Origin of the sequence: Thermosporothrix hazakensis (genome assembly GCF_003253565.1) — a bacterium.
GTDB lineage: Bacteria > Chloroflexota > Ktedonobacteria > Ktedonobacterales > Ktedonobacteraceae > Thermosporothrix > Thermosporothrix hazakensis.
In genome coordinates this window covers 1,147,675-1,172,225 of sequence record NZ_QKUF01000001.1, presented here as the reverse complement: position 1 = coordinate 1,172,225, position 24,551 = coordinate 1,147,675, and the positions used below count along the sequence as shown (strand labels likewise).

The window sequence follows — 24,551 nt, the reverse complement described above, 5'->3', positions numbered from 1 at the left end:
AAATAGAAGTGGGGCGATCTCTCCCCACATGATGGAAGAAGGAGAGTCTAAAAGTGTCAAGAACGATTTGGTGCGATATCGAGACTGCGGTCAGTGTCGTGCAGTCTGGTGATAGAGTGTTTGTACAGGGGGCCGCCGCGACCCCGACCGCGCTGACAGAGGCGCTTGTCAGACGGGGCGAAGAGCTGCATAATGTCGAGATTGTGCATATGCATACGCATGGTCCCACTCCCTATACCGAGGAGCGTTGGGAAGGCCATTTCTTTTTGCGCTCGTTTTTTGTGGCCGAAAATGTGCGCGAAGCGGCCAATAGTGGCAGAGCAAGCTATACTCCTGTCTTTCTCTCAGATATCCCGTTGTTGTTTGAGCCGGGCGGGGAGCTCCCGATTGATGTTGCCTTTATTCAGGTATCGCCGCCCGATCGGCATGGCTACTGTTCGCTTGGTCCCTCGGTTGATGTGACGCTGGCGGCGGTCCAGCATGCGCGTACCGTTGTGGCGCTGGTGAATCCCAATGTACCGCGTACGCATGGGGAAAGCTTTTTGCCCTTCTCGCGGGTGCATTTCGCAGTGCACTGGGAGGCCCCATTGTATGTGGTGGCCCGTCAGACGCCTGATGAGGTACAACTGAGCATCGGTCAGCATGTAGCACGGCTGATTGATGATGGTGCGACGCTTCAGCTTGGGATCGGCGCGATACCCGATGCGGTGTTGCGAGCCCTGGATAACCGCAAAGATCTGGGTGTGCATACCGAGATGTTTTCTGATGGTGTGCTGGATCTGGTCGAGAAAGGCGTGATTACCGGCGCCCGGAAGAAGCGGGATCAGGGAAAGATTGTCTCAAGCTTTGTGCTCGGCTCACAACGAGTCCTTGATTTTATTGACAACAATCCTGCCGTTGAACTTCATCCCACAACCTACACCAATAATACCGCGATTATTCGCCAATTCGAGCATATGGTGGCGGTCAATAGCGCCTTGCAGGTTGATCTTACAGGTCAGGTCTGTGCAGAGTCAATCGGACCATATACCTATAGCGGTGTGGGCGGGCAGATGGACTTTCTGCGTGGGGCGGCGCTCTCACCGCGGGGTCGTCCGATTATCGCGCTTCCTGCTACTGCCCGAGAGCCACGAACGAGCTATCGTACCGAGGCGCTGGCCCATCTGGATCTGGGAGCGCTGCGCCTGGACCCGGTTGAGGGACATATCTCGCGGATTGTTCCCATTTTGACGCCGGGTGCAGCGGTTACGACATCACGAGCGCACGTGCATTACGTTGTAACCGAATATGGCATCGCGGAGCTGCATGGGCGTAATCTGGCGGAACGGGTACGCGCCTTGATAGAGGTGGCCGCTCCTCAGTTCCGTGAAGGGTTAGAGCGGGCAGCCTATGCATTGCACCTTCTACCCGCTCGTTTCTACTAAACAGTCCAGAAGCCAACCAGAAATTGTAGTAGAAAAAAGGCTTGCAAGGAGCTTGCCAGTACCAGATAGTGCAGGTGAACCTGTTTCTGCATCCCAAGCTTTGCCAGGACGATAAAGGCTGGAAAGAGCTCCAGCACTAACCGTGAGAGCGATTGGAGCGGAAAGCCATCGTATGAGGGAAAGAGGATCAGAAAGAGATAAGCGACAAGCCCATAGAGCGCGTAGACCCGCTCGCGGGCGCTGAACTTCCAGGGGCCAACAAACGTCAGGGCTGTGAGCGCAAGCAAGATAAGCCCGGTGCTGAGATCAATGACGTTATGGATTGAGGCAAAGCCCAGAAGCGGCTGTTGACGAATCACGCCGAACGCCTTCAGGAAACCATAGCCGGGCAGACTCAGAACGCGATTCCAGCCCGCCTGTGCATGGGAAAAGGCCAGCGGATCGCCGAAGCGATACCAGCAATAGAGCGCGAAGAGCCCCAAACCGGTGGGTAATAGCAGTACGCTCAGGCCATCCAGCCGCAGCGCCCGCCAGTTCCACCCATGCTGACGCAGATAGTCATAGCAGAAGGGCAGACAGAGCAGGATTCCAGCGGAGCGCGTCAGGCAGGCAAGGAAGCCTACCAGACCCGCCAGCCACCAGCGCCCTTTGCGAATCTGGTAAAAGCAGAGCAGGGTAAAGAACAGGAAGAGCGATTCGTTGTAGGCTGCTGAGAGAAAGAAGGCCGTCGGAAAGAGTGCCAGATAGAGCGTTGTTCGGGCGGCCAGGATGGTGCCAAAATCACGCTCAACCAGACGATACAATATGACAAAGACACCGAAGAGGGCCAGGTTAGAAAGCAGCAGCCCAGCCACCAGCGCGTTTCGGGTGAGGAGGGCCAGGCCAGATTCAAATAGGGGATAGAGCGGAAAAAATGCGGTCCGCCAGGCCTCGTCATAGCCCTTACTGGCAATAAATACAAAATGGTCAGTGTCCCAGCGTCCCCACCATGAGAGGAGCATGGGTAATGCCAGGGATTTCTGCGTAAAATTTTCCAGATGAAAAAGACTACTCAAATAGGTGAGTAGAAAATAGGCAATATGTGTTGCAGTATAGAGTGGAAGGACAGCCAGAGCCGCTTTTTGCCAGGGGCGAAAGACCTGAGCCGGGCGGGTGGGCGCAAGCTGTTGCTGAAATTCGGTGATGGGAAGTGGTGCCGGAAATATTGGCTCCAGAGGAATATTCTGGGTGTGTGCGTCGTTCGATAGATCCATGTAACCTTTATCCTGACTAGCTGCCGATAACAGGTGCGTCCCCTTTCAGGAGCACCCATATGTGTTTCTGGCAGGCACAAAGTATGCTTCTGGATGGTGCATCCTTGCCTGTTCTTCCTTTCTTATGGTTGTGCTTGTTGATTCAAACGGAAAAAGAAGAGGCGAGTAACACTATCTCTGGAGGATAAGAGAAATTATGGAAGATAGTATCATGCTTTTCAATTTTTAAATGGTAGAGATGGAGTAATATGAAGAGGAGCATTGTGCAGATGCTATGAAGTTTGGTGGGTCGTCCTTCGCTGTCTTTCTCAAAATGGGCCCCTTGTGCTACAAAGTATAGAAAGAAAGCATCCAGGTGGTATAGTAAGCTGAAGTTGAGCCGGTAGGTGGAAAATGGTTTCGGAGGAAGGAGAGGACCGGGTGACATAAAGAAACTGTATCACAAAGAAGTAAAGGGTGAGTATGGATTCTCACAGAATACAGAAGAAAAACAGCGGGGATATGGTGGCAGGCAGCGGAACGGTAGGCTCATTGAGTGATAAACTGGACAGGAAAGCGCATTCCGGGGTGAGTGCCCGTCTCTCCTGGCGGCTGCTGATCGGTCTGGTCCTCTTTGGGGGCATGCTGGTGCTGGATCTCTTCCGCCTGGGACAACCAAGTATCTGGTTTGATGAAGCCTTTTCGGTTGAACTTGCGCGTCTTCCGTTCTCTCAGGTCTGGCATCTGGTGACTGACGCGGAACCGAACATGAGCCTGTATCATCTCTTGCTGCATGGATGGCTTCAAATCATGGGATGGTTCGGGATCTTGCCAACAGAGGCTGTGGTTCGGCTTCCTTCTGCTCTCTTCATGGCTTGTAGCGGACTGATCCTTTATTTCTGGGCCTCGCGTTATCTCGGCCTGCTGGCCGCGACGGTTGGTGTTCTCCTCTATGCATGCAACTTTTTACAGCTCACCTATGCACAGCAAACGCGTGCATATGCCTTGCAAGTCTTGCTCCTCTGCCTGGCCTGGTCTGCCCTCTTTGAGGGATTGACCCAACAGAAGAAACGCTGGTGGATCTGCCATGTGCTGGCCCTGATCGGCGCGATCTATGCTCATATGTTCAGCTGGTTGATTCTATGCGGGCAACTGGTCGGGCTGCTCGTCATGGCCTTGCTCAGTCAGGAATGGCGAGAGCGCATCATGGCTCAGAAAGTGCCGCTTGGTATCAGCGTGCTGACCGTAGGTGTACTGAGTATTCCGCTGGCGCTGCTCATTCCGCGTGGGGCTAAGACGGGCTGGCTACCAGCGCCGCACCTGGCTGAGATTGTAAACCTGCTCTATACCATTGGCGGCTATCAAAAGTATTTTCTGGTGGTGCTGGCTCTGATCGCGCTTGTTGGCATCAGTGTGGCGTTGCTACGTTTTGTCTCGTTCAAGGGACGTATCAACAAGCTATACGGAGTGCCTGGATCGGTGGTGCCGATCGTCTGGGCACTGTTGTGCTGGTTCCTGCTGCCCATTGTGATCGCTTATGTGGTGTCGTTGAGTCCCTGGCGGCTCTTTTCTGCACGTTATCTGGTAACGGTTGTGCCTCCCTTCCTGTTGCTGGCGGGAGTGGGGATCGCGGCACTGCGTCAGGTGTGGCTCAGGGGGATCTGTCTGCTGGTGTTGCTGGCGTTGGCTCTGACAGGAACGAGCTACTATTATCGCAGCGCGCAGGTGGAAGACTGGAATGCGGCCACGCATTGGATGCAGGAGCGCGCCCGGACAGAGGACGGCCTGGTATGCTATGACAATACAGTGCAGCAGGGATGTCAGATCGCGGTTGAATACTATCTGCACGCGTATCCTGGTCCCGCTCATTTCGAGCCTGAGAGCCCCGGGGCCTTCTCCTGGCAGATGTTTGGTCCTCTGCGTTCCGCTGGACCGGATGAGGCCGTTGATCCGGCGGCACTACAGCGATACGGCCAGAAACACGCGCGCATCTTCTTCATTGTCGGACGTGTGCGTGATGACGCGGCTTCGGCTCGTCTGGAGCAGGCGCTGAGCTGGATGGATCAACATTTCCACAAGAACGCGCAGTATACCTCGCGGACTGTCTCGATCTATCTCTATGAGACAACGCCGTGAGGGGCATAGAGCATGCAATTTGTGGTAGTATTGAGACGAGAGCTAATATAGACAAGGATTCGACAAGAGGAGAACAGGAGTATTTTTGGCATGGCAGACGGGTCATTTAACGAACTCTATCGGGACACGCTAAAGGATGTGTTTCTACGACTGGCGAATGAGCAGCTTGAGCAAGGAGCTGACGGCCTGACCTGTGCCGATACCTATGCTGAGCAGGGAAAACCAGAATTCACGCTGGCTTACCTGCTGCTTACAGAGGTTGCAGACGAGGTAAAGCGGGATATTCTGGCCCGTGCCTATGAGCAGCGGGCGCTATTGTCGGAGCAAAAGGCCGAGGCAATGGCCGAAGAATTTCATCGTCCATTCCCGATGATTAAGGTTGAGGCGCAAAAAGATCGTACCGCGGCCAGACAGGTGCGTTCAGGCAAACGCCTGCGTCGCGAAACAAGAGCCATTTCGATTCAGTTGAACTAAAGCAAAGAAGCCCTGACAAGAGACCAGGGCTTCTTTGCTTCTTTCGAGAAAGCAGGCAGTTTATTCCTGCTCCTCAACGGTTTCTGTTGTTGAGTCTGTCGTAACGGGTTCTGTTGCTTCCTGTTCGGAAACGGTGTTCTCGTCGAACTCCTCAGTGGTGTCCTGAGGACGTTTGCCATTTGTCGTCGCGATTGAAACGACCGCATCCCCATCGGCAACATTCATCAGGATCACGCCCTGCGTAATGCGGCTGGACTGCTTCACCAGATTAACATCTGTACGGATTACCACTCCGTTTGCGGACACAATCATCAGATCGTTATCCTTCTCAGTAATGATACGTGCCGCCGCCAGAGGGCCCGTTTTATTGGTGATGCGGAAGGTGATCACACCGGTGCCACCACGTCCACGCAGCGGGTACTCGCTCAGAGAGGTGCGCTTTCCATAGCCTTTCTCAGTAACGGCAAGCACCTCGCTGTCCTCGCTATCTTTCCGGGCCACGTTGAGCGATACCACGCGATCGCCATCCTCAAGCCGGATACCACGGACACCGCCGCTGGTGCGGGAAGCCCGCCGAAGCTGGTTGACGGCAAAGCGGGTGGCATGGCCATGAGCGGTGACAAGTAGCACGTCATCATCTTCGCGAGCAAGCTTGGCGCCGATCAGCTCATCATCATCTTCAAGATTCATTGCGATCAGGCCGGCACGGCGTACGACCTCAAATTCGGACATAGCCGTTTTCTTGACCTCGCCCTTGCGGGTTGCCAGAATCATATAGTCACGGCTTACGTCTTTCGGGACAGAGACAATCGCTGTGACGCGTTCGCGCTGCTCAATCGAGATCAGATTGATGAGATGCTCACCGCGTGCGGTGCGGCTGACATCGGGTAGCTCAAAGGTGCGAAGCTGGAAGACGCGCCCACGATCGGTAAAGAAGAGCAGGCTGTCATGCGCATGGGTGACAAGCAGGTGACGGACGGCATCATCCTCGCGTGTAACCATACCTGTAACGCCGCGTCCACCCCGGCGCTGTGCGCGATAGGTGTTGGATGGCAGGCGCTTGATATAGCCCTTCTCAGTAAGCGTGACAACTGCTTCCTCGTTCGGAATGAGGTCCTCATCCTTGAACTCGGTGACTTCAGCTTCCTGAATCTCGGTGCGCCGTGGGTCGCCATACTTCTCTTTCAGATCCTCAAGGTCCTGCTTGATGATCTTGCGAACTTCATTGATATCGCTCAACACCATCTGATAGTAGTGGATATGGCGCTGAACTTCCTGCAACTCGTCTTCGATTTTCTGCCGTTGCAGTGCGGCCAGGCTGGAGAGGCGCATATCCAGGACCGCCCTTGCCTGCTCGTTCGAGAAGCCAAAGGTTGTCTGTAGTTCTTCGGCCAGACCTGCGGTATCGCGCCTGGAATTGCGAATCGTGTTGATAACCGCATCCAGGTGGTCGAGAGCGAGTTTGAGCCCTTCGAGGATGTGGCGGCGTGCCTCGGCCTTTTTCAGGTCGAATTGGGTTCGGCGTGTGATGACTGACTCGCGATGCGAGATGTAGTGCTGCAAGAACTTCTTGAGCGTCAGCGTCTGTGGCTGCTGATCGACCAGTGCCAGCATATTGGCGTGGAACGAGCTCTGCATTGCGGTGTACTTGAAGAGCGAGTTCAGGACGCTGTGAGGATTGGCATCACGTTTGAGTTCGATGACCACACGCATGCCCCGGCGGTCGGACTCATCGCGAATCTCGGAGATGCCGTCGATCTTCTTGTCACGTGTGAGCTCAGCAATTTTCTTGACCAGCTCAGCCTTGTTGACCTGATAGGGAAGCTCGGTCACAATAATGCTGATGCGGCCGCGTTCAGATTCCTCAATCTGCGTACGGGCGCGAATTACAACTCGCCCCCGTCCATTTGCGTACATATTGCGGATACCCTCACGGCCCTGGATGATGCCGCCGGTCGGGAAATCTGGCCCGCGAATAATGCGAGAGAGATCTTCGGTGGTGGCATCGGGATGATCAATCAGGTAAGCGATGCCATCGCAGACCTCGTTCAGGTTATGGGGGGGAATATTCGTTGCCATACCGACAGCAATGCCGGTAGAGCCGTTCAAGAGCAGATTGGGCAGACGAGCCGGAAGAACGGTCGGTTCTTTCCCTGTGTTATCGTAGTTTGCGCGAAAATCGACGGTATCTTTCTCGATATCGCGCAACAGTTCGTCGGCAATTGCCGCCATTTTGGCCTCAGTGTAGCGCATGGCTGCCGGGGGATCATCATCTTGCGAGCCGAAGTTTCCCTGTCCGAGGACCAGGGGATAGCGCATAGACCAGGGCTGTGCCATACGGACCAGCGCTTCGTACACGGGCGCGTCGCCGTGGGGATGGTAACTTTTCAGAACCTCTCCAACAGTACCTGCACATTTACGAAATTGGCGCGTGGATTGCAGGCCCATTTGTTCCATTGCGTAGAGAATACGACGGTGTACAGGCTTGAGCCCGTCTCGAATGTCGGGGAGCGCCCGGCTGACGATGACGCTCATCGAGTAATCGAGATAGGCACCCGTCATTTGCTCAACAATATTGACCGTTTTTATGTTACCTAGTTCCATTGAAAAACATCCTCACAAAAAAAATCAGACATAGCCCACCGGCGACGTCGGATTGTAGTGCTCTTTCGCTTTATGAAGGCCTGGAGGGGACAAAGAAGATACTGTATTTTTGCAGTTAGAGGGCGCATGCATCGCACCTCTGAACAAGCATCAATATTGAATCCAGCATACATCTATAGTATAGCACATTTGGGTCATTGAAGCGAGTTTTTACCCTCTGGTAATGGTATGTTTAGGGATTAAAATGCTGCATGACAAGTTGATACAAAATTCACCCTGTTCTGCCCTATGTTTTCAAGATAACCTGTGGTATGATTTAATGCAAGAGCGGGATTTGCGGGAGAGTAGTATCATCTTGTTGTCACACAGACAGGCGCGTAGTATGGCCGTGATACTGTAGCCCTAAGGGAGTGACGAGCGTTATGGTTTTGCCTTTTACGGATCAACAGTGTTTTTTTGTAGCCATTCTGGCATTTATAGTGATAGGCTTTATAAGGGGGTGGAAGCGTGAACTGATATCCCTGGTTGCCGTGCTGCTGGCAGTTTTTCTCATTCGGCCGGATAGCGGAAGAGGCTTCAGTCAATTTATCAGCCGCTTACCTCAGATCTTTTCGTTTCTTATCACCGGCTCACAGGCGAATGCGCCCCAGCCGGACGCATCAACAAGCAACTTTCTTGGCGGCCCGTGGGGGTCGATTGTGCTGTTCATGGCGATTGTTTTGCTCGGCTATTTCCTCGGGAATAAGGCTTTCCCCAAGCCGGGTGTCCCTCAGGAGCGCTTTCTCGGTGTGATTCCCGGGATTATTTCCGGGGCCTTTGTGATGGCGTACCTGAGCAGCATGATCCCAAAATCGCCGAGCGGGCAATCTCTTCTTTCCGTTGCAGTGCAGGCTCCTGATCCAGCAAATTATATTCCTGTCCTTTTCTTGATTGCGATTGTCGCTGTAATCATTGCGTTAGTTGCCGCACGTGCAAAGCAGGCCAAAAAGTAGAACCATTCTCCATTCTTTGTAGAATCTCAATGACCGTGTTAGCAAACAGTGTGAGTGTATAGCGGTCGGCAAGCGTGAAGTGTTGAGGTGACGAATGGCCGAGAAATCCGGGAACAACACGGCTGGCGGACAACGGAAACGTTCTGGCTGGCGTATATCCCATTTTCGGCGCGGGGCAGATCGAAAGTGGTACTTCTCAGGACAGCAGCCGGGTGAAGTGGTGCGGATGGTGGTGCGCAAGCACTGGTGTTTTATGGTGCGTCCTGCTTTGCCCGCGATAGCCTCGGCGCTGGTATTGATACTGCTCCTCTGGATGAGTACTATTCTCCCGGGTGATCCACTGATTTGGTGGGCGCTTTGCGGAGTAGCGTTTCTGGTGTTTCTTGTCTTTGCTGTGATGTTCGCGTCTCGCGATCTGGTTGCCTGGTGGTTTGAGTCGTTTATTATCACGAACAAGCGTATTATCAACACGCGTGGCCTGTTTCAACCAACGCGCAAAGAGGTCTCCAACGACAAGATCGAGCAGGTTGGAATCGGCTTTAACTCGCTTCTGGGACATGTCTTCCACTATGGGACCGTCTATGTGTACCTTGATGGTGGTGAACTGATTATGGAGGATGTCCCCAATCCCAAACGGGTCAGGGACGCCCTGCATGATATCAGTGAAGACGTCAAAGCAAAGAAGTCCGGGGCGCCGAAGAAAGAGCAGCCCATGCCAGAAGATCCGGTGATGGCGGCTGTTCTTGAAGAGCTTTCGAAAGGGAAAGAGGTTCCCTCGCTGGAAAATGCAGACGCGGATTTACCACCTCCACCGGGAGAGGGAGAGCGCTTCCGGGGCCCGCGGCGTACCTTTGGCGGAATTCTTCGTATTCCTGCCGGTGTGCGCTACAGCTCTGGGGAATATACCGTGAAGTATATTCAGCGGTCGCGCTACGTGCTCTGGCGAAATCTGGCGATTCCGTTTTTGATCCTGTTGCTGGTGCTGCCAGTAGCCTTTTTGTCACCTGCCAGTGGTATCATTACACCGTCCATTCAGGTCTACTGGTGGTTTATCATGGGGATGCTTGTTGTTGGCTGTCTGGTCGCCATGCTCCTCATCTACATGAACTATGTCGATGATTTGTATATCCTTACGAACAAGCGCATTATCGACATCAACCGCCATTTCGTGCTGCTGTTTGAGCGTCGTGTTGAGACAGAGTACTCCAAGATCGTGAATTTGAAGGTGCAGGTCTCCAATCTGTTAGAGCGCTTTTTGGATGTTGGCAACCTGTATATTGAGACGCCGGGAAACAATCCCGATATTGTGTTGCGCACGGTTGATGATCCCTTCTCGCTCATGGATGAGATTCAGGGAATCAAGGGGTTCAAGGATCGCTACGACAAGGCCAAGAAAGAGAACGAAGAAAAGGAAAAGATGAAGCTCTGGTTTGGAACCATGTTCCGACAACTGGAGGCCCGAACGCGGGGCAGAGGAGCTCCCGATTTACGTGAAAAGGACATACTAACGGCGATCGCCTACGCGCAGGAGTGCGGTTTTGATGTCTCCGTGCTGGCGGAGGAGCCAGACCCGGGAATGGGTGTCCCCCCTGGCTTTGTATTGAGGCAGGAGCCGCCCGCAGGAACCTTAATGGAAGAGGGGAGCACCATCGGATTGGTGCTCAGTGCCAGCGGTAAGGCCGCCACGCTCAGTAAGCCCTAGAGAAGTGAGGAAGCCCCGGCAGTCTCGTCGGGGCTTCCCTTTTTATGCGTTTAGCGTGTGCCGCCAACGCGGGCCAGCAGAGCCACACATTCGATATGATAGGTTTGCGGGAACATATCGACGGGCTGCGCCGAAACCAGACGATAGCGTCCACCAGAACAGAGTGTCGCGATATCGCGGGCCAGAGTGCTTGGGTCACAGGAGACATAACAGATGGCGCGGGGGGCCATCTGTTGAAGAGCCCAGAGCGCCTTTGGATGGCAGCCGGTACGTGGGGGATCCAGCAGAGCCAGATCAATCCGTTCACGGCGATAGTGCAGGGTATTTAGCACGCGCTCAAGAGGTCCCTCAATCGATGTGATGTTGTTCTGGTTGTTGAGCGCTGCGCTGGCGCGTGCATCCATTACCGCGCTTGGCTGTGACTCAACCGCGATAACGCGAGCCGCCCGGGGCGCAAGGAACGACGAGAAGAGGCCAACGCCGCTATAGCCGTCCAGTACGACATCTGTGCGCTGTGGCTCAAGCATTGCCAGGGCCCGTTCAACCAGTACCGCTGTCTGTACCAGATTGACCTGAAAGAAGGAATCAGCGGAGACGCGGAAGCGGCGACCAAGTACGACGTCTGTCAGGAACTCCTGACCCACAAAAATACGGCCATAGCGTCCGCCGACACGCTCGATAATCACACCAACCATTGCGGGCGAGAGGCCGAGTAACTCCTGCGCAAGTGCCTGTGGGTCCTCGATCACCGAGCCGGGACGCGCGTGAACGGTCAGGAGTGTGGGTACGGCCTTTGCTGTCGCGAAGCTGTTCAGATTGTTGTTGGTAACAGCGCCGATTGCGCCCCGAATCTGAAAGCCCTGAATCATCTGACCAAGCTCATCACCAAAATACGCTATAAGCTTGGCACGAACGAGTTGATAGATATGGTCAAGAGCCGGATGGAACAAAGGAAAGCTCGGTAAATCTTGCACATCGTGGCTGTCTGCGATCTTTTGTCCGATTTCTCCCGACGGTCCAACTGTGAACTGTGCGATACTGCGGTAATGCCAGGGTGGAACCTGAGGCGGCATGCCAATTGTCGGGTGGACCAGTGCATCGGGCTGCTTACCAATGCGAACCAGCAGCTGACGTACAATATGGGCCTTCCACGTGAGTTGAGCCGGGTAGGCAATGTGCTGCCACTGGCAGCCGCAATCAGTCAGCAGTGGGTAAGGTGGCTCAATGCGTTCTGGAGCAGGACGAAGAATTTCGAGCAGCTGCGCACGTGCGTGCCCACGCCGCTCTTCAACGATCTCAACACGAACCCGCTCCCCTGGAATCCCTCCAGGGACGAACAGAACGCGTCCTTCATAGCGACCTACGGCATCACCTCCGTAGGCAAGGTCTGTCAGTTCAACATCAATACTCATGTTCACCTCGGCGGTCACCTGACGACATGCTTCCGTAGCGGGCGGCGTTGCCCTCGGAAGGTGCGCTACTCATCCGTTACAAGATGAGGAAAGCGCGTACTCTGTCGTTGATGTCCGTCCCATCCTTCCAGCGAAATTTATCTGACTATCCACAACAAACAAACGATTACTACTTAGCCCCAAAGGGATGTCTCGTCCCTTTACGCAGGATTCGTTCCTGTGTAGGTCGAAACGCTCTCTGATGTGAACCTGCACCACGGCCAATCGGAGCAGAAAAATTCGTTGCTTTTCATTTTAGAGCGGTAGCGGCTGTCTTGGCTGGCCGTATAGCCGTGTGCCGAAGCGGCTCAAGAGGACGGCACCAAGCCCTAACAATCCCGCACCAAGTGTGATAAGCCAACCGATGTAGGGGAGAGACCCGGCTAAAACGAAAACTGTCAATCCCACTACGACCTGTGTTAACCGAGTGTTATAGCCTGGAAAAAGCTTGTGCACTATATATTCGCCGATCAGGCTGCCAACGGCGACAGTGCCGAGTGCCCAGGCGGCAATGAGCACAACCAGGACGATGATAGCTAAAGGAATCGAAACAATTAACGCAAATAAGACGGCAAGAAAGAGCGGGGCAAGCACAACGCTGAGCAGGCCCAGAACCAGACTCCGGCGCAGCTTCTGGGTGATTGTGGTGCGTACCAGAACGACATGTTCCGGCATGAGTAGCGTGAGCAAGGCACCCAGTGCCAGCCAGGTCAGGAGAAACCAGAAACGGATAGCCGGGTTAGCCTCGCCAAGCAGAACCATTCCTGCACTTTTGGTGCATTCAAACAACGAGCCATGCAGTTCGGAATCGTTGTCATTGGTCCACTGACTCTGGCAGAGGTGAACGTCTCCATTCACATGTGCGTTGTCTTGCAGGGTTACACCCCCGGCATACACCATCACTTTCCCGTCAATCTTTCCATCAATCACTACAGAGCTGTTAAACGCAACAACATCACCTCGGACGATGCCACGAATAACAACCGTACCACCAAATACAGTAAGATTGCTACAGATCACCTCCCCACTGGTGATAACCACCGTTTTTCCGAAAAATGGCTGATGATACTCGCCTGTACAGTGCTGCTCGCTCGGACTCCGGGCGGCTGCGCTCGCCGTGCCGGATGTTGTCGGCAAGAGGACGCACAGCAGAAGGACGAAAACCAGGCCGAGCCAGCGCGCTCTGTCAATCATGCGCTGTTGACGTTTGGTGTTTGCATGCATATGGAACCTTCTTCCCTATCATGATCGCCCGGATAACGACCATGACCCTCGCCTACGCCTCCTGTGGGTGGCGCATCAAGCGAAGCCACATCCCCGACATGACGACAACGGCCAGTGCCAGCGCGGCAAGTAACCAGTTATTCTGCGTGACCAACTGTAAGGTTGATTGCAGGTATTGTGAGAGTACCACCAGTATATCAATAAGTCCTTTTCCAACGGTGAGCAGTTGTACAACCGTATCCGATTGAATAATGACAAGTGCCAGTAACCCGAGTGGCAGGCAGCTCAGGGAAAAAAAGATGATTGCTGCAAGCACCGTTCCAAGCGGCTGGATCTGGCTCATGCGGGTCCGCTGTTGCGTGCGAAGCTCTTCAAGCTGCTGCGAAATCTGACTCCGCTGCTGAATGGTGCGCATTATTTGTTCTGTCGAGACATGAGAGATGCTCGGTTTCATCTGGGGGATGGAGAGACGGAGCAACGCGTCCAGCTTCTGGAGCTGCTCTTGATGCATGCGACAACTGGCACACTGCTTCAGATGGTCTCGAAGCTCGTCTGCCTGACCGGGCTCGAATTCTTTTTGAGATTGAGCTTCCAGCCATTCTCTAGCGTCGCGACAGCGCATCAGCGTTTTCCTCCTCCTGTTGGGCGGCATGTTTCTTCATCTGGCGCGCCAGAAGCTCGCGTGCGCGGTGCAGGCGGGCTTTGACCAGTGCCGGGGTCAGTTGGAGTGCCTGGGCGATTTCGTCGTAGGAGAAATCATACCAGTAGCGTAAAACGATAACGGCTCGATATTTTGCAGGAAGCAGTTGCAAATAACGCTGAATCTCGTCCTGCTGTTCTCCCTGAAGTGCTGATTGTTCAGGGCTGATTCCTACGTCGACAATCCATTCCAGAAATGGCACATCCTCTAATGGCAGGGCCAGAAAACGCCGGCGCCGCAGCTGATCAATGGCAAGGTGTGAGGCAATTGAAAGCAGCCAGGTGCTGAACTTATGCACTGGTTTGTACGTGTTGAGTTGTGTATAAGCACGCACGAATGCTTCCTGTGTGACATCTTCTGCTTCGGTGACGTTGCCAAGCATCCGATAAGCGAGATTATGGACTGCATCCTTGTAGCGCTCGACCAGCACGGCAAACACTTCCTGACGCCCCTGAAGCACCAGCTCGACAATCTCAATATCGCTCTTCGCTTCCAGTTGTGCATCAGCTCTGCTGTATACCTCTGTTCGGCTTTGAACGCTGCTCTCCACCCGGGCCGCACTACGGCTTCGGCCCTTTTTCGCTGCGGGTTTGGCGATTGAGCCTAACCCCCCGAGCATATCTGTTGCTTTTATTGTTGATTCAACCATGCCTTACGCTCATTATTTCTTCTAGAATAGACGTACTTTAAGAAAACTTCAATATTACAATGAGAAACTCAACATTTAAAAAGGCTTTTTAGACATGTACGAGCCGCGACTTAAAAAAGTTGTAATCTTTTTTGCAGTGTAACATGACTCTCCATCAGTGACAAGAGTCTGCTGTTGTACCGCTATTCTGCGCATACGCTGTTCAAATCTGTTCATTACCTGTTCCCTCCGGGCTCATACCCAACCCATACGCTCAGTGATGAGATGAGTATATATGAGAAAAAGCCAGTCTTCTCTACTTTGTAAAACGAAATATAGTGACAGAAATCAAATTATGGTATCGCGTTCCCGGGTCATAAAGTCGATCTCCCCACTGGAGAGAACAGTGACAACATGCTCGTTATTCCCGAAATCGTCAAGAGTCTCATTATGATGGGCAACGATTTGTTCTGCCGAACACACATCGCTATCAACGGTGCTGTGAGCATCTGCGACCAGAGTGACATGAAAGCCCCGGCTGACCGCGACCCGGCAGGTGGTATCAATGCAATATTGCGTCCGACAGCCGACAATCACCAGGTGCGTGATGTTTTTGCTGTCGAGCAGAGCCTGTAAGGGCGTCTGATAGAGCGGGTCGGGGGCGCTTTTTCGCAGAATGGGTTCGTCCGGAGCCGGTGCGACCGCGGGGTGAATCTGCCAGCCGGGTGTTTCAGGTTCCAACACGCTCCCCTCTGGACCATCATGCTGTATATAGATGACCGGGATATCTGCTGTACGAGCGGCTTGAAGCAGGGTCGTAATCGTGTTTAGAACATCTTCGCGGCGAAAGGATTGCTTGTTCATCAGCCCACTTTGCACATCGATGACCAGTAGTGCGGTCCTTCCTGTCATTGGCTCTCGCTTCCTTTCTACCCACTCATATAGCAACTCAGTGCTATTACTCCATAGATAAAAATCTATCTATTGATCTCTGAAAACATCTTTCATATGCTTCTATGTTTAAGATAACAAAGCACGCGTTGCATGTCAAGATGGAGAGTGAATGCCGGGGCTTAAAAAAGGGAAAGTGTGGGCATAAAAAAAGAAAAGGCGCTTCCTGGGAGAAGAAGTGATGAAGTGATGGGGCGTGTGGGACTCGAACCCACACGGCCTTGCGGCCCCGGGATTTTAAGTCCCGTGCGTCTACCATTCCGCCAACGCCCCATGTGGATTTACTGCTACGATAGTACCATGTTCTGGCCCTTCCGTCAATCGTTTTTTTCAAGAAAGTGCGGCTTCTGTTTTTTATCCCATTGTTCCCTCTCAAACGATAACGCAAAAAATGCTATCTCCTGCTTGATATATTGACGGAACCCCGTAACTGGGGCATAATACGAGTCGTGTAGGAGTGAAAAAACATTCATATAGAGGAATCGATAAAAGGAAACAACCAGGTAGAATGAGCATGAGTAATGGTGCAATGAGCGTCAATTCCCCTGCTGAACAGATGGTACGGGGAATCTATGATGTGATCGTGGTAGGGGCCGGACATGCAGGCTGTGAGGCGGCGCTTGCTGCTGCCCGTATGGGCCGAAAAACCCTGTTATTGACCATGAATCTGGATAGTGTTGCATTAATGCCCTGTAATCCTTCTATGGGGGGGCCGGCAAAGGGCCACCTGATTAAAGAGATCGATGCACTGGGCGGTGAGATCGGACGCAATACTGATCGCACGTTTATCCAGATGCGGCTACTCAATACCAGCAAAGGCCCGGCTGTGCAGGCGTTACGCGCGCAATGTGACAAGCAGGCATATCGACTGGCAATGAAATACGTGCTTGAAAGTCAGCCCGGGCTTGAGCTCAAACAGGCAACCATTGCACGCTTGCTCAGCGAGACGGGGCCAGATGGTCGCCCGGTGATGACCGGCGTGGTGACGAATACAGGCTGGTGTTATATGGCACCCTCCATTGTGTTGACGACCGGAACCTTTATTAATGGTCGCCTGGTTGTGGGTGAGAAGACACAGCCCGGTGGACGTGCGGGTGAAGGGCCTGCGGTGGGTATCTCCGAATCGCTTCGTGCTCTGGGGCTGGAAGTACGGCGCTTTAAGACAGGGACGCCTCCGCGAATCGATGCGCGTACCGTTGATTTTAGCAAGACCGAGCCGCAGCCCGGGAGCCGCAAGCCGCTGTATTTCTCGCGGGATCTCAGTGCCCGTGAGGACGTCCAGCTTCCCGGCGGACGTCCAAATCCGGTCTACCCCGTCACGGACGAAGATCTATACGGCTGGCGTCCACAGCTTCCCTGTTATCTGGTGCGCACCAATGAGCGTACCCATCAGATTATTCGCGATAACCTGCATCGTTCTCCGCTGTATACTGGCATTATTGAGGGCATCGGGCCGCGCTATTGTCCCTCTATTGAGGATAAGATTGTGCGCTTTGCGCAGAAGACAGCTCATCAGATCTTTCTGGAGCCGGAAGGCTGGCGTACTGGAGAGATGTATGTGCAGGGGATGAATACCAGTCTGCCCGAAGATGTCCAGCTTGAGATGCTGCGCAGCATTCCGGGACTGGAAAAGGTTGAGATGATGCGGGTCGGCTATGCGGTCGAGTATGATTATGTACTCCCTGTGCAGTTGAAGACGACCATGGAGACAAAGGCGGTTGCCGGGCTCTTCCTGGCTGGCCAGATCAATGGCACCTCAGGTTACGAAGAGGCGGCGGCACAGGGGATTATGGCGGGCATTAATGCGGCGTTATATGCGCGGCATGAAGAGCCGTTTGTGCTTGGTCGTCATGAAGCCTATATTGGGGTCCTGATCGACGATCTGGTGACAAAAGAGATGAGTGAGCCGTATCGCCTGCACACCTCGCGGGCCGAGCATCGTTTGCTGCTGCGAGCTGATAGCGCCGATCTGCGTCTGAGCGAGCATGCCTATCGTCTGGGGTTGATTGATGAGGAGCGGTATGCCCGGGTGATCGAGAAGCGTGAAACGATTCGGCGCACGATGGTCTCCTTGAGTGAACTGATCTTTACGCCATCCAGGCAGGTTGAGCAGCAAGCCCAGGAACTTGGCTTGACCGCCCTGAGTGGGAAGATGACCGCGACTGAGCTGCTGCGCCGGCATGATGTGCGCTATGAGCAGGTTGAGAAGCTCGCACAGACAATCGTTGGGCCGGAGGCTCTCCCGGAACTGGAACCGGAAACGGCGGAGGAGGTGGAACTACAGGTCAAGTATGAGAGCTATGTCAAGAAGCAAGAGCAGATGGTCAGGCGCACCTCCCGGTTGGAAGAGATGCGGATACCGGAGGCCCTTGACTATCAACAAATACAACATTTACGCACGGAAGCGCGTCAGAAGCTGCTGAAGACCCGCCCTCGAACCGTGGGACAGGCGTCGCGGGTAGAAGGGGTGACCCCGGCTGATATAGCCATATTGATGGTGTATATCGAGAAAATACGTGCGCTAAAGTTGTCCTCTTGACATTTTCCGCAAATTGTGTGTACCATACACAAGCATAGAGCTCAGAATAGACGAATAGAGCAGAGAACGGTTTCATGTGTTCCCCCGTGCGTGCGACCGGCTCTATGCGTATTCATGCATTTCTAGTGCTGTATCACAGAACTGTCTGGGGAATGGAACGGAGGTTGTGGAGGCCGTATTCCTCGCGTTCATGGAACGTGCAACTGAGCATTCCATGAAAGAAGGAGCAAGCCCACACACCTCTTCTCAACACTCGCGTCGAGGCTGTAATGCGTGTTGTGGCGGCGTGGGTGGAAAAACAAAGGAAAGCAAGCGTATGGAGGTGGAAGTGTCTGTGACTGGAATCCGTTGTACAGATAGGAATGCTCTGTACCAGTGCATGTTGGTCGTCTTATGTATCGGTCGGTTAAGGAGTGCGGAAGTAACCACACAGGCGTGGAGTGCCTGAAGAACAGGAAGAGGGGAAAACCGTGTACATCCTTGTCGTTGACGACGATCGCTTTGCGAACACGCTGGTTCAGTTTGTACTGACCAAAGAAGGGTATGAGGTGGAAACCGCGGATAACCCGCGTGGTGCATTGCAGATGATACAGAAGCGTGAGCCGGACCTATTGATCCTTGATGTGACCATGCCCTATATTAACGGGTTTGAGTTCTCTGCGAAGCTTCGGGCTGAAGGATACGAGATCCCCCTTATTTTTATGACCGCCCAGGACACTATTGAGGCCAAATTGCAGGGCTTCAACATTGGTGCGGATGATTATATCTGTAAGCCGTATAATCATCAGGAACTGGTTGCTCGGGTGCAGGCGGTGATGCGGCGGATCAAAAAGAATGGTAAAGGGAGCAATCAAAGTATCCGCGTCGGACAGCTAGAACTCTTCCCTGCTGAACTCAGGGTGGTGATCGGGGGAAAGCATGCCGTCACTCTTACCCCGACCGAGATGCACGTGCTACGTGTATTGATGAGTAGTGCTGGTCAGGTGGTCAATCGTGAGCAATTGCTTGCGGAGGTATGGAACGATAACGAGAACAACAGCAACATTGTTGATGTCTATATACGCCGTCTCCGGGTGAAACTTGAAACAGATGCCGAGAAGCCGCAGTATATTCTTTCGGTGCGCGGAATCGGCTATAAGTTTGTTGGGAGATAGGGGGTCAGGGTGCGGAAGCGAGTATCAAAGCAAGGGGATAAGCAGTGCGTTGTCCCCATTGACAGCGAAAACAGAGAGAGCTGCGCAAGAGAGGAGCCACGGATGCTGGCTCATGTGCCTTTCGATATGCAGGCATTCATGCGCTTGACGCCTGATGCCATCTTTATCCTCGACGAGCACTTTCTGGTGCGCGATCTGAACCCGACGGCAGAGAAGACGCTGCACTGTTCGAGGACAGATGCGCTTGGCAAACGCTGTACCGAGGTGTTGCGCTGTAAAAATATGAACCACATGGAGCTCTGTGGAACCTCAAGCTGTCCCCTGATGCGGGTGTTGCAGGAGCAGCGGGCACTTCCCAATGAAGAGCTGATTTTTGGAACAGAGGTTGCGGCACAGTGTGAGGTCTCGACCAGCGTCACCCCGCTGTTGAATGAAGAGACTCGGCTGGCTGTCTTTACCGCTCGTGACCTGTCCGCGTTAAAGGTTGCCAATCAGGTGCGGGCGAATTTTGTTTCGATGGTCTCGCATGAGCTACGCACACCGCTCAACTCGGTGCATGGCTTTATCGAGCTACTGTTACAGGGCCATATGGGCGCGTTAACCGAGGAACAGCACCTCTATCTGGGGTATACGCAGGAAGGGGTGCAGCAGCTTATCTCGATCGTAGAAGATATTCTGTTTATGACGCGCTCGGATCTGGGACAGTTCGAGATCAAGCCGCAGAAGGTGCATCTTCGTGCGCTGGTCTCGCAGGTGATCCAGAGCTTGCAGCCGCAGGCAATCAAGGCCAGCGTGATTCTCTGTCATAATATCTCGCCTGAGACGCCACCACTCTACATTGATCCACAGAGAATCAAGCAGGTACTGAACAATCTGGTGACAAATGCCATCAAGTTTACACCGCCGGGTGGAACGGTCACGATTACGACGCGCAAGCACGATGATCGTTTTCAGATGATCTCCGTGATTGATACCGGCTATGGTATCCCGCCGGAGGATCGCCCCCATGTATTTGAACGTTTTTATCAATCAAACCATAGTCAGCAGTCGAAGATGGGCGGCTATGGTCTGGGACTCCCAATTGCGAAGTTAATTGTTGAGCAGCATGGAGGCGCTATCAGCTTTGATTCGGTCGTTGATAAAGGCACCACGTTCTATTTTACCGTGCCAATCTATAAGGGACAGGATGCAGAAGCATAAGGCCCTGCATCGCTGTTTGGTTGGCAGCGGATAGGGCTACTGCCAGAGGCTTTGCTGTTCCTCGGGCTCGGCGGGTTCCATCCAGGTTTTTTCTTTCGAGAGCTTGTCGGCCTGGCGAGTTGGTTCGGGCAAGCGGTAGCCTTTTGTCGTGGCAAGTACATAGCGGATGCTTGTTTCCAGGCTGACCAGGTGGCCTGGTGAGATAAACATGGGTTTCACTCGGCTACGGGTACGAACAACCGCACCGATTGTCTCGCCGTGGTCAATGAGCGGAACCCATGATCCGGCTTCTTCCCCAAGCTCCTTGCTATTGTATTTTCCGACAAGCAACGACTTGGCACAACCGATAGTAGGGATGTTCAGCCAGAGGCCGAGGTGGGAGGCAATGCCGATTCGGCGAGGGTGAGCAATGCCCTGTCCATCAGCCATGATCAGATCAGGACGCTGGCGCAGCTTCTTGAAGACTTCGAGCAGACTGGGTGCTTCGCGAAAAGAGAGCAGACCGGGAACGTAGGGCATGCGTAGCGGCTCTTCGTGCACGTGTTTCTCGATGATTTCCAGCTCTGGATAGGAAAGCAGAACGATTGCTGCGCGGGCCATCTCGGTTTCTTTCCGAATCGCCATGTCCACACCAGCGATAAAGCGCACATCGCCTACATGATCCTGAAGAATCACGCGTTGAGCCAGCTCACGTTGAAGGGCAATCGCTTCTTCTGGGGTCAGGTTCCATTTATGTAAGCTTTCTTGCATCTCTCTCTTTCCTCATACTAGCGGGTCGTCGCGACGCAGATCAGGCGGGGACTATCGAGCCGGAAGGGGCTGAAGTCATAGTCGCCAAGTATCTCTTTGATGGTGAAGCCTGCCTGCTCTAACAGAAGCTCAATTTCGCTGCGTTCAAACAGGTAGTGATAGGTTGTAGTGGTTGTGCGCTGGATCGGGCCGCCCTGCGTATAGCAATCATAGAAATGTGTCAATTCCAGCAGATGTCGATCTGTGGAGGCGGCGGGGCTGACAAAGTGGGTGAGCATTGAGCCATCTTCCAGCTTCCATGTTCCCTGATGAATCAACTGGCCGCCCATATTCTCCATATAGCGAATATCGCTGTTGCTCAAATCAAGGAGAAAGGTGCCGCCCGGATTCAGGTGCGCTCGAATGGCTGCGAGGGTCTGCTGCTGTTTGGCGCGCGTCGTGATATGGGCGAATGAGCCCAGGGCAATAAACGCCAGATGAAACTTCTTTCCCAGGGTAAGTTGACTGATGTCCTGTTGAACAAGGGTTACACGCTGAGCAACGCCAGCTTCTGCCAGCGCCTGTTGCGCCCGTTCTAGCATCTGGGCCGAGGTATCGACGCCGGTAACCTCGTAGCCATCTTCGGCCAGCGGAAGCAATACCCTCCCACTTCCACAGGCCAGCTCTAGAATCGAGCCTCCACCGAGTTCAGCGTAGTTGTGATACATGTCCAGATCTTCAACAAAGTGCGCATGCTCTATATCATAAAAAGTCGCTATCGGATCGTAACTATTCATCGTGTACCCTGTTCCCTCTTGCTTTTCGTTTGTCAGGCAAGGTTAGTATAGCGTTCTGTAGGGGGAATGACAAGGGCAGAGAAAAAAGGATCGCCAGTCGGATAGCCTGGCGATCCCCGATCGGGCGGGTGACCCTCTACGGTAAAACGTCGTAGTCTACAATTATTTCTGCGCCGAAACTCTGCTGTAACAATGAGAGAAGCCGGGTCCCCTGAAGATCGGCTTTTTTGTGTCCCATTGCTCTGAGGCCGTAGCGCACATAGTAGATTGGGCTGGAATAAAAGGTTGTGACGTCAATGCAATGTAGCATATGCGGAGTGGTGAGAGCAAACAATAAAACATCTGTCATTTTGGCGAATGACGGATGACGTGCTATAAAATCTGGATGAAAGCCTGTAAACCAGAAACATAGATTGCTTTTTTCATAGGGAAGGTCGTGCAGGGCATGGAGCAGCGCTGTTGGCTCTTTCCCATGATAATGAACAATGATTTCTTTACCCTCTGCTACGATCGGTTTTTGAATCTGTGGTGCGAGGTGCAAATTCAAATGAGCGATGCTGAGCGAGGAGTTGATTTCAAGGTCACCGCTGAGTAGTGCGCATGGCAGGGTGACAATCTGCTCCTCTATAAGCGCAGAAAAAAGCGCTTCAATGCTCTGGCGACTGATGGTACCAGGGTGACGTCGGGCGACCAGTAAATCAACCATACAGCCCACGGTGTTGCTCCTGTTCTAGCATTCCTGAAATCCTGCAACCAGGGTCTTCTCTAGTATAAAGTTTCGGATCTTTGTCAGGAAAAGATGTAGTAAAAAATAAAAATGGTATGGACATTGCTTGTGCGAAAATAAAGCATGAATGGTGCAGTGACAGGTTTCTTTAAGAAGAAATAGTTGTGTGTTTACTTCATGCTTGCTCCAATTGACTCCCTCCTGCATTCTTTTTATAGTATTCTCAAGTCCCTCTATGACGAAATGGGAGATCTGAAAAAATATCATACAAGAGAGAAAGCACAACGTAACTGTGTCTTTTTGTGGGAAAAGTGAAGTGTTTTGTTTTTAAGGAAGAACGGCGCTGTTTTCTCTTCATCGGCTAACTTGCCTTTGTCTGGAAGGTATTGGTATTCGCCACAGAAGCGTAAGCGCCTCTCTCTCTATGGTAGAGCTCGTTGCGAGATAACCTGTGTTCTGAAAAAAAAACGCTATTTCAGAAAGAAGTTCTCCCTGTGTATCTCCGGTGTTGTTTTCCGCTATCTCCTCAGGTATAAATAGAAGTGTTGGATGTCTGTCGTTTTGTGTGTAGAGGCGCACCGAAAGCAGAATGCCAGAACGCTCCTGCTCATCTGTGAAGTAGTTCATATGATTCTGTTTCTTTCTACGCTATTGTACATATATATTGATCAATTTGCGGGGGGGAGAACGTGGGGGGGCATGTCAGATTTTCTGGCGGGTGAGGACGCTTGTTTTTCCCAGGGGAAACAGCACACCGCTGCTCTTCACTTGCGACCAAGCGTCTCTAAGGGAGAAAACGACCCATCTGGCAAGTCAGGATTTTAGTTATCTCGCTTGAGATTGACATTTTTCACGTTCGAGGAGCAGTGTATTATGAATTATCAGCCGAACCCCCAGCAACCAGGTCCATATCAGCCGCAGACCAATTATGGCAGCGGTCAACCGTCACCAGAGGGTAACCCGGTTGATCCATATAACCCGTATACGCAGCCAGCATATCCCTCACATATGGGGACATCATCGCCTCAGTATGGACCGGTGCCCACTCCCGGCCCTACCTATACTCCGATGCCTCCGATGGGCCCTCCTCCAAAGCGGCCATCGGGCAAACGCACTGTGTTTATTATTGTGGCGGTCTGTATTTTGCTGGTTGTTTCTGCGTCGGCCATCGGTGGAGCTCTGTATGTCACCAATCAGAATAATATCAACGCGACCGCAACCGCGCAGACGAAGAATGAGCAGGCGACCGCAACCGCACAGGTGCAGGCGACCGCAACCTATCTCGCCACCCACTTTCCGTTTAGCTCAAACCTGGTTCTGGATGATCCCTTGACGGATAATAACAAGGGGAATCAGTGGCTCACTGACGAGTATTGTGCCTTTCAAAATGGTACTTATACGGATCATGTGCTGAATACCAAGACCTTTGCTGCCTGCACAGCGACCAAGCAGAATTTCTCGGATTTCTCGTTTGAGGTCACGATGAAGAACCTTACAGGGGCGGGTGGCGGCATTGCATTCCGCTCCAATGTAAGTGAAAGCCGGTATTATCTCTTCATGATCTATACTGATGGGTATTATTCGCTGAGCAAGTATAGTAAAGCCGATCGCATGACGACAATCGTGAAAGGCACCATTGCAAACTTCGACGCGCAAGGCCCGATCCGCCTTGGCGTGACCGCTGTCGGGAGCAAGATTCAGTTGTTTACCAATGGCCAATTGCTCAACGAGGCAAACGATTCTACCTTTACGACCGGACACGTAGGGGTTGTCGTTGTCAATGAAGATTCCATTACCAGCGCCCAGTTTACGGATGCAAAGGTCTGGCAACTGCCATGAACCTGGTAATGAGAAAGACAGAGGGAGCGCCTGCCGGGGCAGCTCCCT

At 53.0% G+C, this 24,551-nt stretch carries 19 protein-coding genes and 1 tRNA gene; 9 read left to right on the top strand and 11 right to left on the bottom strand.

Annotated features, from left to right (window positions below; genetic code table 11):
• Positions 1-53: 53 nt before the first annotated feature.
• The gene (locus EI42_RS04990; RefSeq protein WP_111319394.1) at positions 54-1,424 is read left to right on the top strand and encodes an acetyl-CoA hydrolase/transferase family protein; all 1,371 of its coding nucleotides are present in this window, start codon (positions 54-56) and stop codon (positions 1,422-1,424) included.
• Here EI42_RS04990 and EI42_RS04985 read toward each other — a convergent pair.
• Positions 1,421-2,677, bottom strand: a complete 1,257-nt coding sequence (locus EI42_RS04985) for a mannosyltransferase family protein (protein ID WP_111319392.1) — start codon at positions 2,675-2,677, stop codon at positions 1,421-1,423. The two genes, EI42_RS04990 and EI42_RS04985, sit on opposite strands and share 4 nt — an antisense overlap.
• 501 nt (positions 2,678-3,178) lie before the next feature.
• On the opposite strand from EI42_RS04985, the gene EI42_RS04980 reads away from it, so the two are divergent.
• Together EI42_RS04980 and EI42_RS04975 are read left to right on the top strand one after the other, a co-directional pair.
• The gene (locus EI42_RS04980; RefSeq protein ID WP_211326017.1) at positions 3,179-4,792 is read left to right on the top strand and encodes a glycosyltransferase family 39 protein; all 1,614 of its coding nucleotides are present in this window, start codon (positions 3,179-3,181) and stop codon (positions 4,790-4,792) included.
• A 90-nt stretch (positions 4,793-4,882) separates the two neighbouring features.
• Positions 4,883-5,266, top strand: a complete 384-nt coding sequence (locus EI42_RS04975) for a hypothetical protein (RefSeq protein WP_111319388.1) — start codon at positions 4,883-4,885, stop codon at positions 5,264-5,266.
• Positions 5,267-5,326: 60 nt separating this feature from the next.
• Here EI42_RS04975 and gyrA read toward each other — a convergent pair whose 3' ends face one another.
• On the bottom strand, positions 5,327-7,870 hold the full coding sequence (gyrA, locus tag EI42_RS04970) for a DNA gyrase subunit A (protein ID WP_111319386.1): 2,544 nt from the start codon (positions 7,868-7,870) through the stop codon (positions 5,327-5,329).
• Between the two features lie 422 nt (positions 7,871-8,292).
• On the opposite strand from gyrA, the gene EI42_RS04965 reads away from it, so the two are divergent.
• On the top strand, positions 8,293-8,862 hold the full coding sequence (locus EI42_RS04965) for a hypothetical protein (protein WP_111319384.1): 570 nt from the start codon (positions 8,293-8,295) through the stop codon (positions 8,860-8,862).
• Positions 8,863-8,956: 94 nt separating this feature from the next.
• Positions 8,957-10,564, top strand: a complete 1,608-nt coding sequence (locus EI42_RS04960; protein WP_111319382.1) for a PH domain-containing protein — start codon at positions 8,957-8,959, stop codon at positions 10,562-10,564.
• A gap of 50 nt (positions 10,565-10,614) precedes the next feature.
• On the opposite strand, the gene rlmD is transcribed toward EI42_RS04960, so the two are convergent.
• From rlmD to EI42_RS04930, 6 genes are all read right to left on the bottom strand, one after another.
• Positions 10,615-11,976, bottom strand: a complete 1,362-nt coding sequence (gene rlmD, locus EI42_RS04955; protein WP_137686121.1) for a 23S rRNA (uracil(1939)-C(5))-methyltransferase RlmD — start codon at positions 11,974-11,976, stop codon at positions 10,615-10,617.
• A gap of 294 nt (positions 11,977-12,270) precedes the next feature.
• Positions 12,271-13,239, bottom strand: coding sequence for a DUF8173 domain-containing protein (locus EI42_RS04950; RefSeq protein ID WP_111319378.1), 969 nt, complete (start codon positions 13,237-13,239; stop codon positions 12,271-12,273).
• A 52-nt stretch (positions 13,240-13,291) separates the two neighbouring features.
• Positions 13,292-13,861 (bottom strand): zf-HC2 domain-containing protein, encoded by a 570-nt coding sequence (locus EI42_RS04945; RefSeq protein ID WP_111319376.1) that lies wholly within the window; start codon positions 13,859-13,861, stop codon positions 13,292-13,294.
• On the bottom strand, positions 13,842-14,588 hold the full coding sequence (locus EI42_RS04940; protein WP_211326016.1) for a sigma-70 family RNA polymerase sigma factor: 747 nt from the start codon (positions 14,586-14,588) through the stop codon (positions 13,842-13,844). Before EI42_RS04940 ends, EI42_RS04945 begins: the two co-directional genes overlap by 20 nt.
• A gap of 327 nt (positions 14,589-14,915) precedes the next feature.
• Positions 14,916-15,479, bottom strand: coding sequence for a cysteine hydrolase family protein (locus EI42_RS04935; protein WP_111319374.1), 564 nt, complete (start codon positions 15,477-15,479; stop codon positions 14,916-14,918).
• 229 nt (positions 15,480-15,708) lie between these two features.
• Positions 15,709-15,791 (bottom strand) — tRNA-Leu (locus tag EI42_RS04930).
• A gap of 241 nt (positions 15,792-16,032) precedes the next feature.
• Here EI42_RS04930 and mnmG point away from each other — a divergent pair.
• The 3 genes from mnmG (at position 16,033) to EI42_RS04915 (ending at position 20,411) form a co-directional block, all read left to right on the top strand.
• Positions 16,033-18,057, top strand: a complete 2,025-nt coding sequence (mnmG, locus tag EI42_RS04925; protein WP_346268186.1) for a tRNA uridine-5-carboxymethylaminomethyl(34) synthesis enzyme MnmG — start codon at positions 16,033-16,035, stop codon at positions 18,055-18,057.
• Positions 18,058-18,497: 440 nt separating this feature from the next.
• On the top strand, positions 18,498-19,211 hold the full coding sequence (locus EI42_RS04920; RefSeq protein ID WP_111319372.1) for a response regulator transcription factor: 714 nt from the start codon (positions 18,498-18,500) through the stop codon (positions 19,209-19,211).
• Positions 19,212-19,313: 102 nt separating this feature from the next.
• The gene (locus EI42_RS04915) at positions 19,314-20,411 is read left to right on the top strand and encodes a sensor histidine kinase (RefSeq protein WP_111319370.1); all 1,098 of its coding nucleotides are present in this window, start codon (positions 19,314-19,316) and stop codon (positions 20,409-20,411) included.
• 36 nt (positions 20,412-20,447) lie between these two features.
• Here the strand turns inward: EI42_RS04915 and nfi are convergent, their stop codons facing one another.
• The 3 genes from nfi to EI42_RS04900 all read right to left on the bottom strand — a co-directional run bounded on the left by nfi (position 20,448) and on the right by EI42_RS04900 (position 22,643).
• Positions 20,448-21,161: a deoxyribonuclease V gene (gene nfi / locus EI42_RS04910; protein ID WP_111319368.1), complete on the bottom strand. Its 714-nt coding sequence runs from the start codon at positions 21,159-21,161 to the stop codon at positions 20,448-20,450.
• Between the two features lie 17 nt (positions 21,162-21,178).
• The gene (locus tag EI42_RS04905; RefSeq protein WP_111319366.1) at positions 21,179-21,937 is read right to left on the bottom strand and encodes a class I SAM-dependent methyltransferase; all 759 of its coding nucleotides are present in this window, start codon (positions 21,935-21,937) and stop codon (positions 21,179-21,181) included.
• Positions 21,938-22,073: 136 nt separating this feature from the next.
• On the bottom strand, positions 22,074-22,643 hold the full coding sequence (locus tag EI42_RS04900; RefSeq protein ID WP_111319364.1) for a hypothetical protein: 570 nt from the start codon (positions 22,641-22,643) through the stop codon (positions 22,074-22,076).
• Positions 22,644-23,537: 894 nt separating this feature from the next.
• Here EI42_RS04900 and EI42_RS04880 point away from each other — a divergent pair.
• Positions 23,538-24,503 carry a hypothetical protein gene (locus EI42_RS04880; protein ID WP_111319357.1) on the top strand — a complete coding sequence of 322 codons (966 nt, stop codon included), beginning with the start codon at positions 23,538-23,540 and terminating at the stop codon, positions 24,501-24,503.
• Positions 24,504-24,551: the final 48 nt, after the last annotated feature.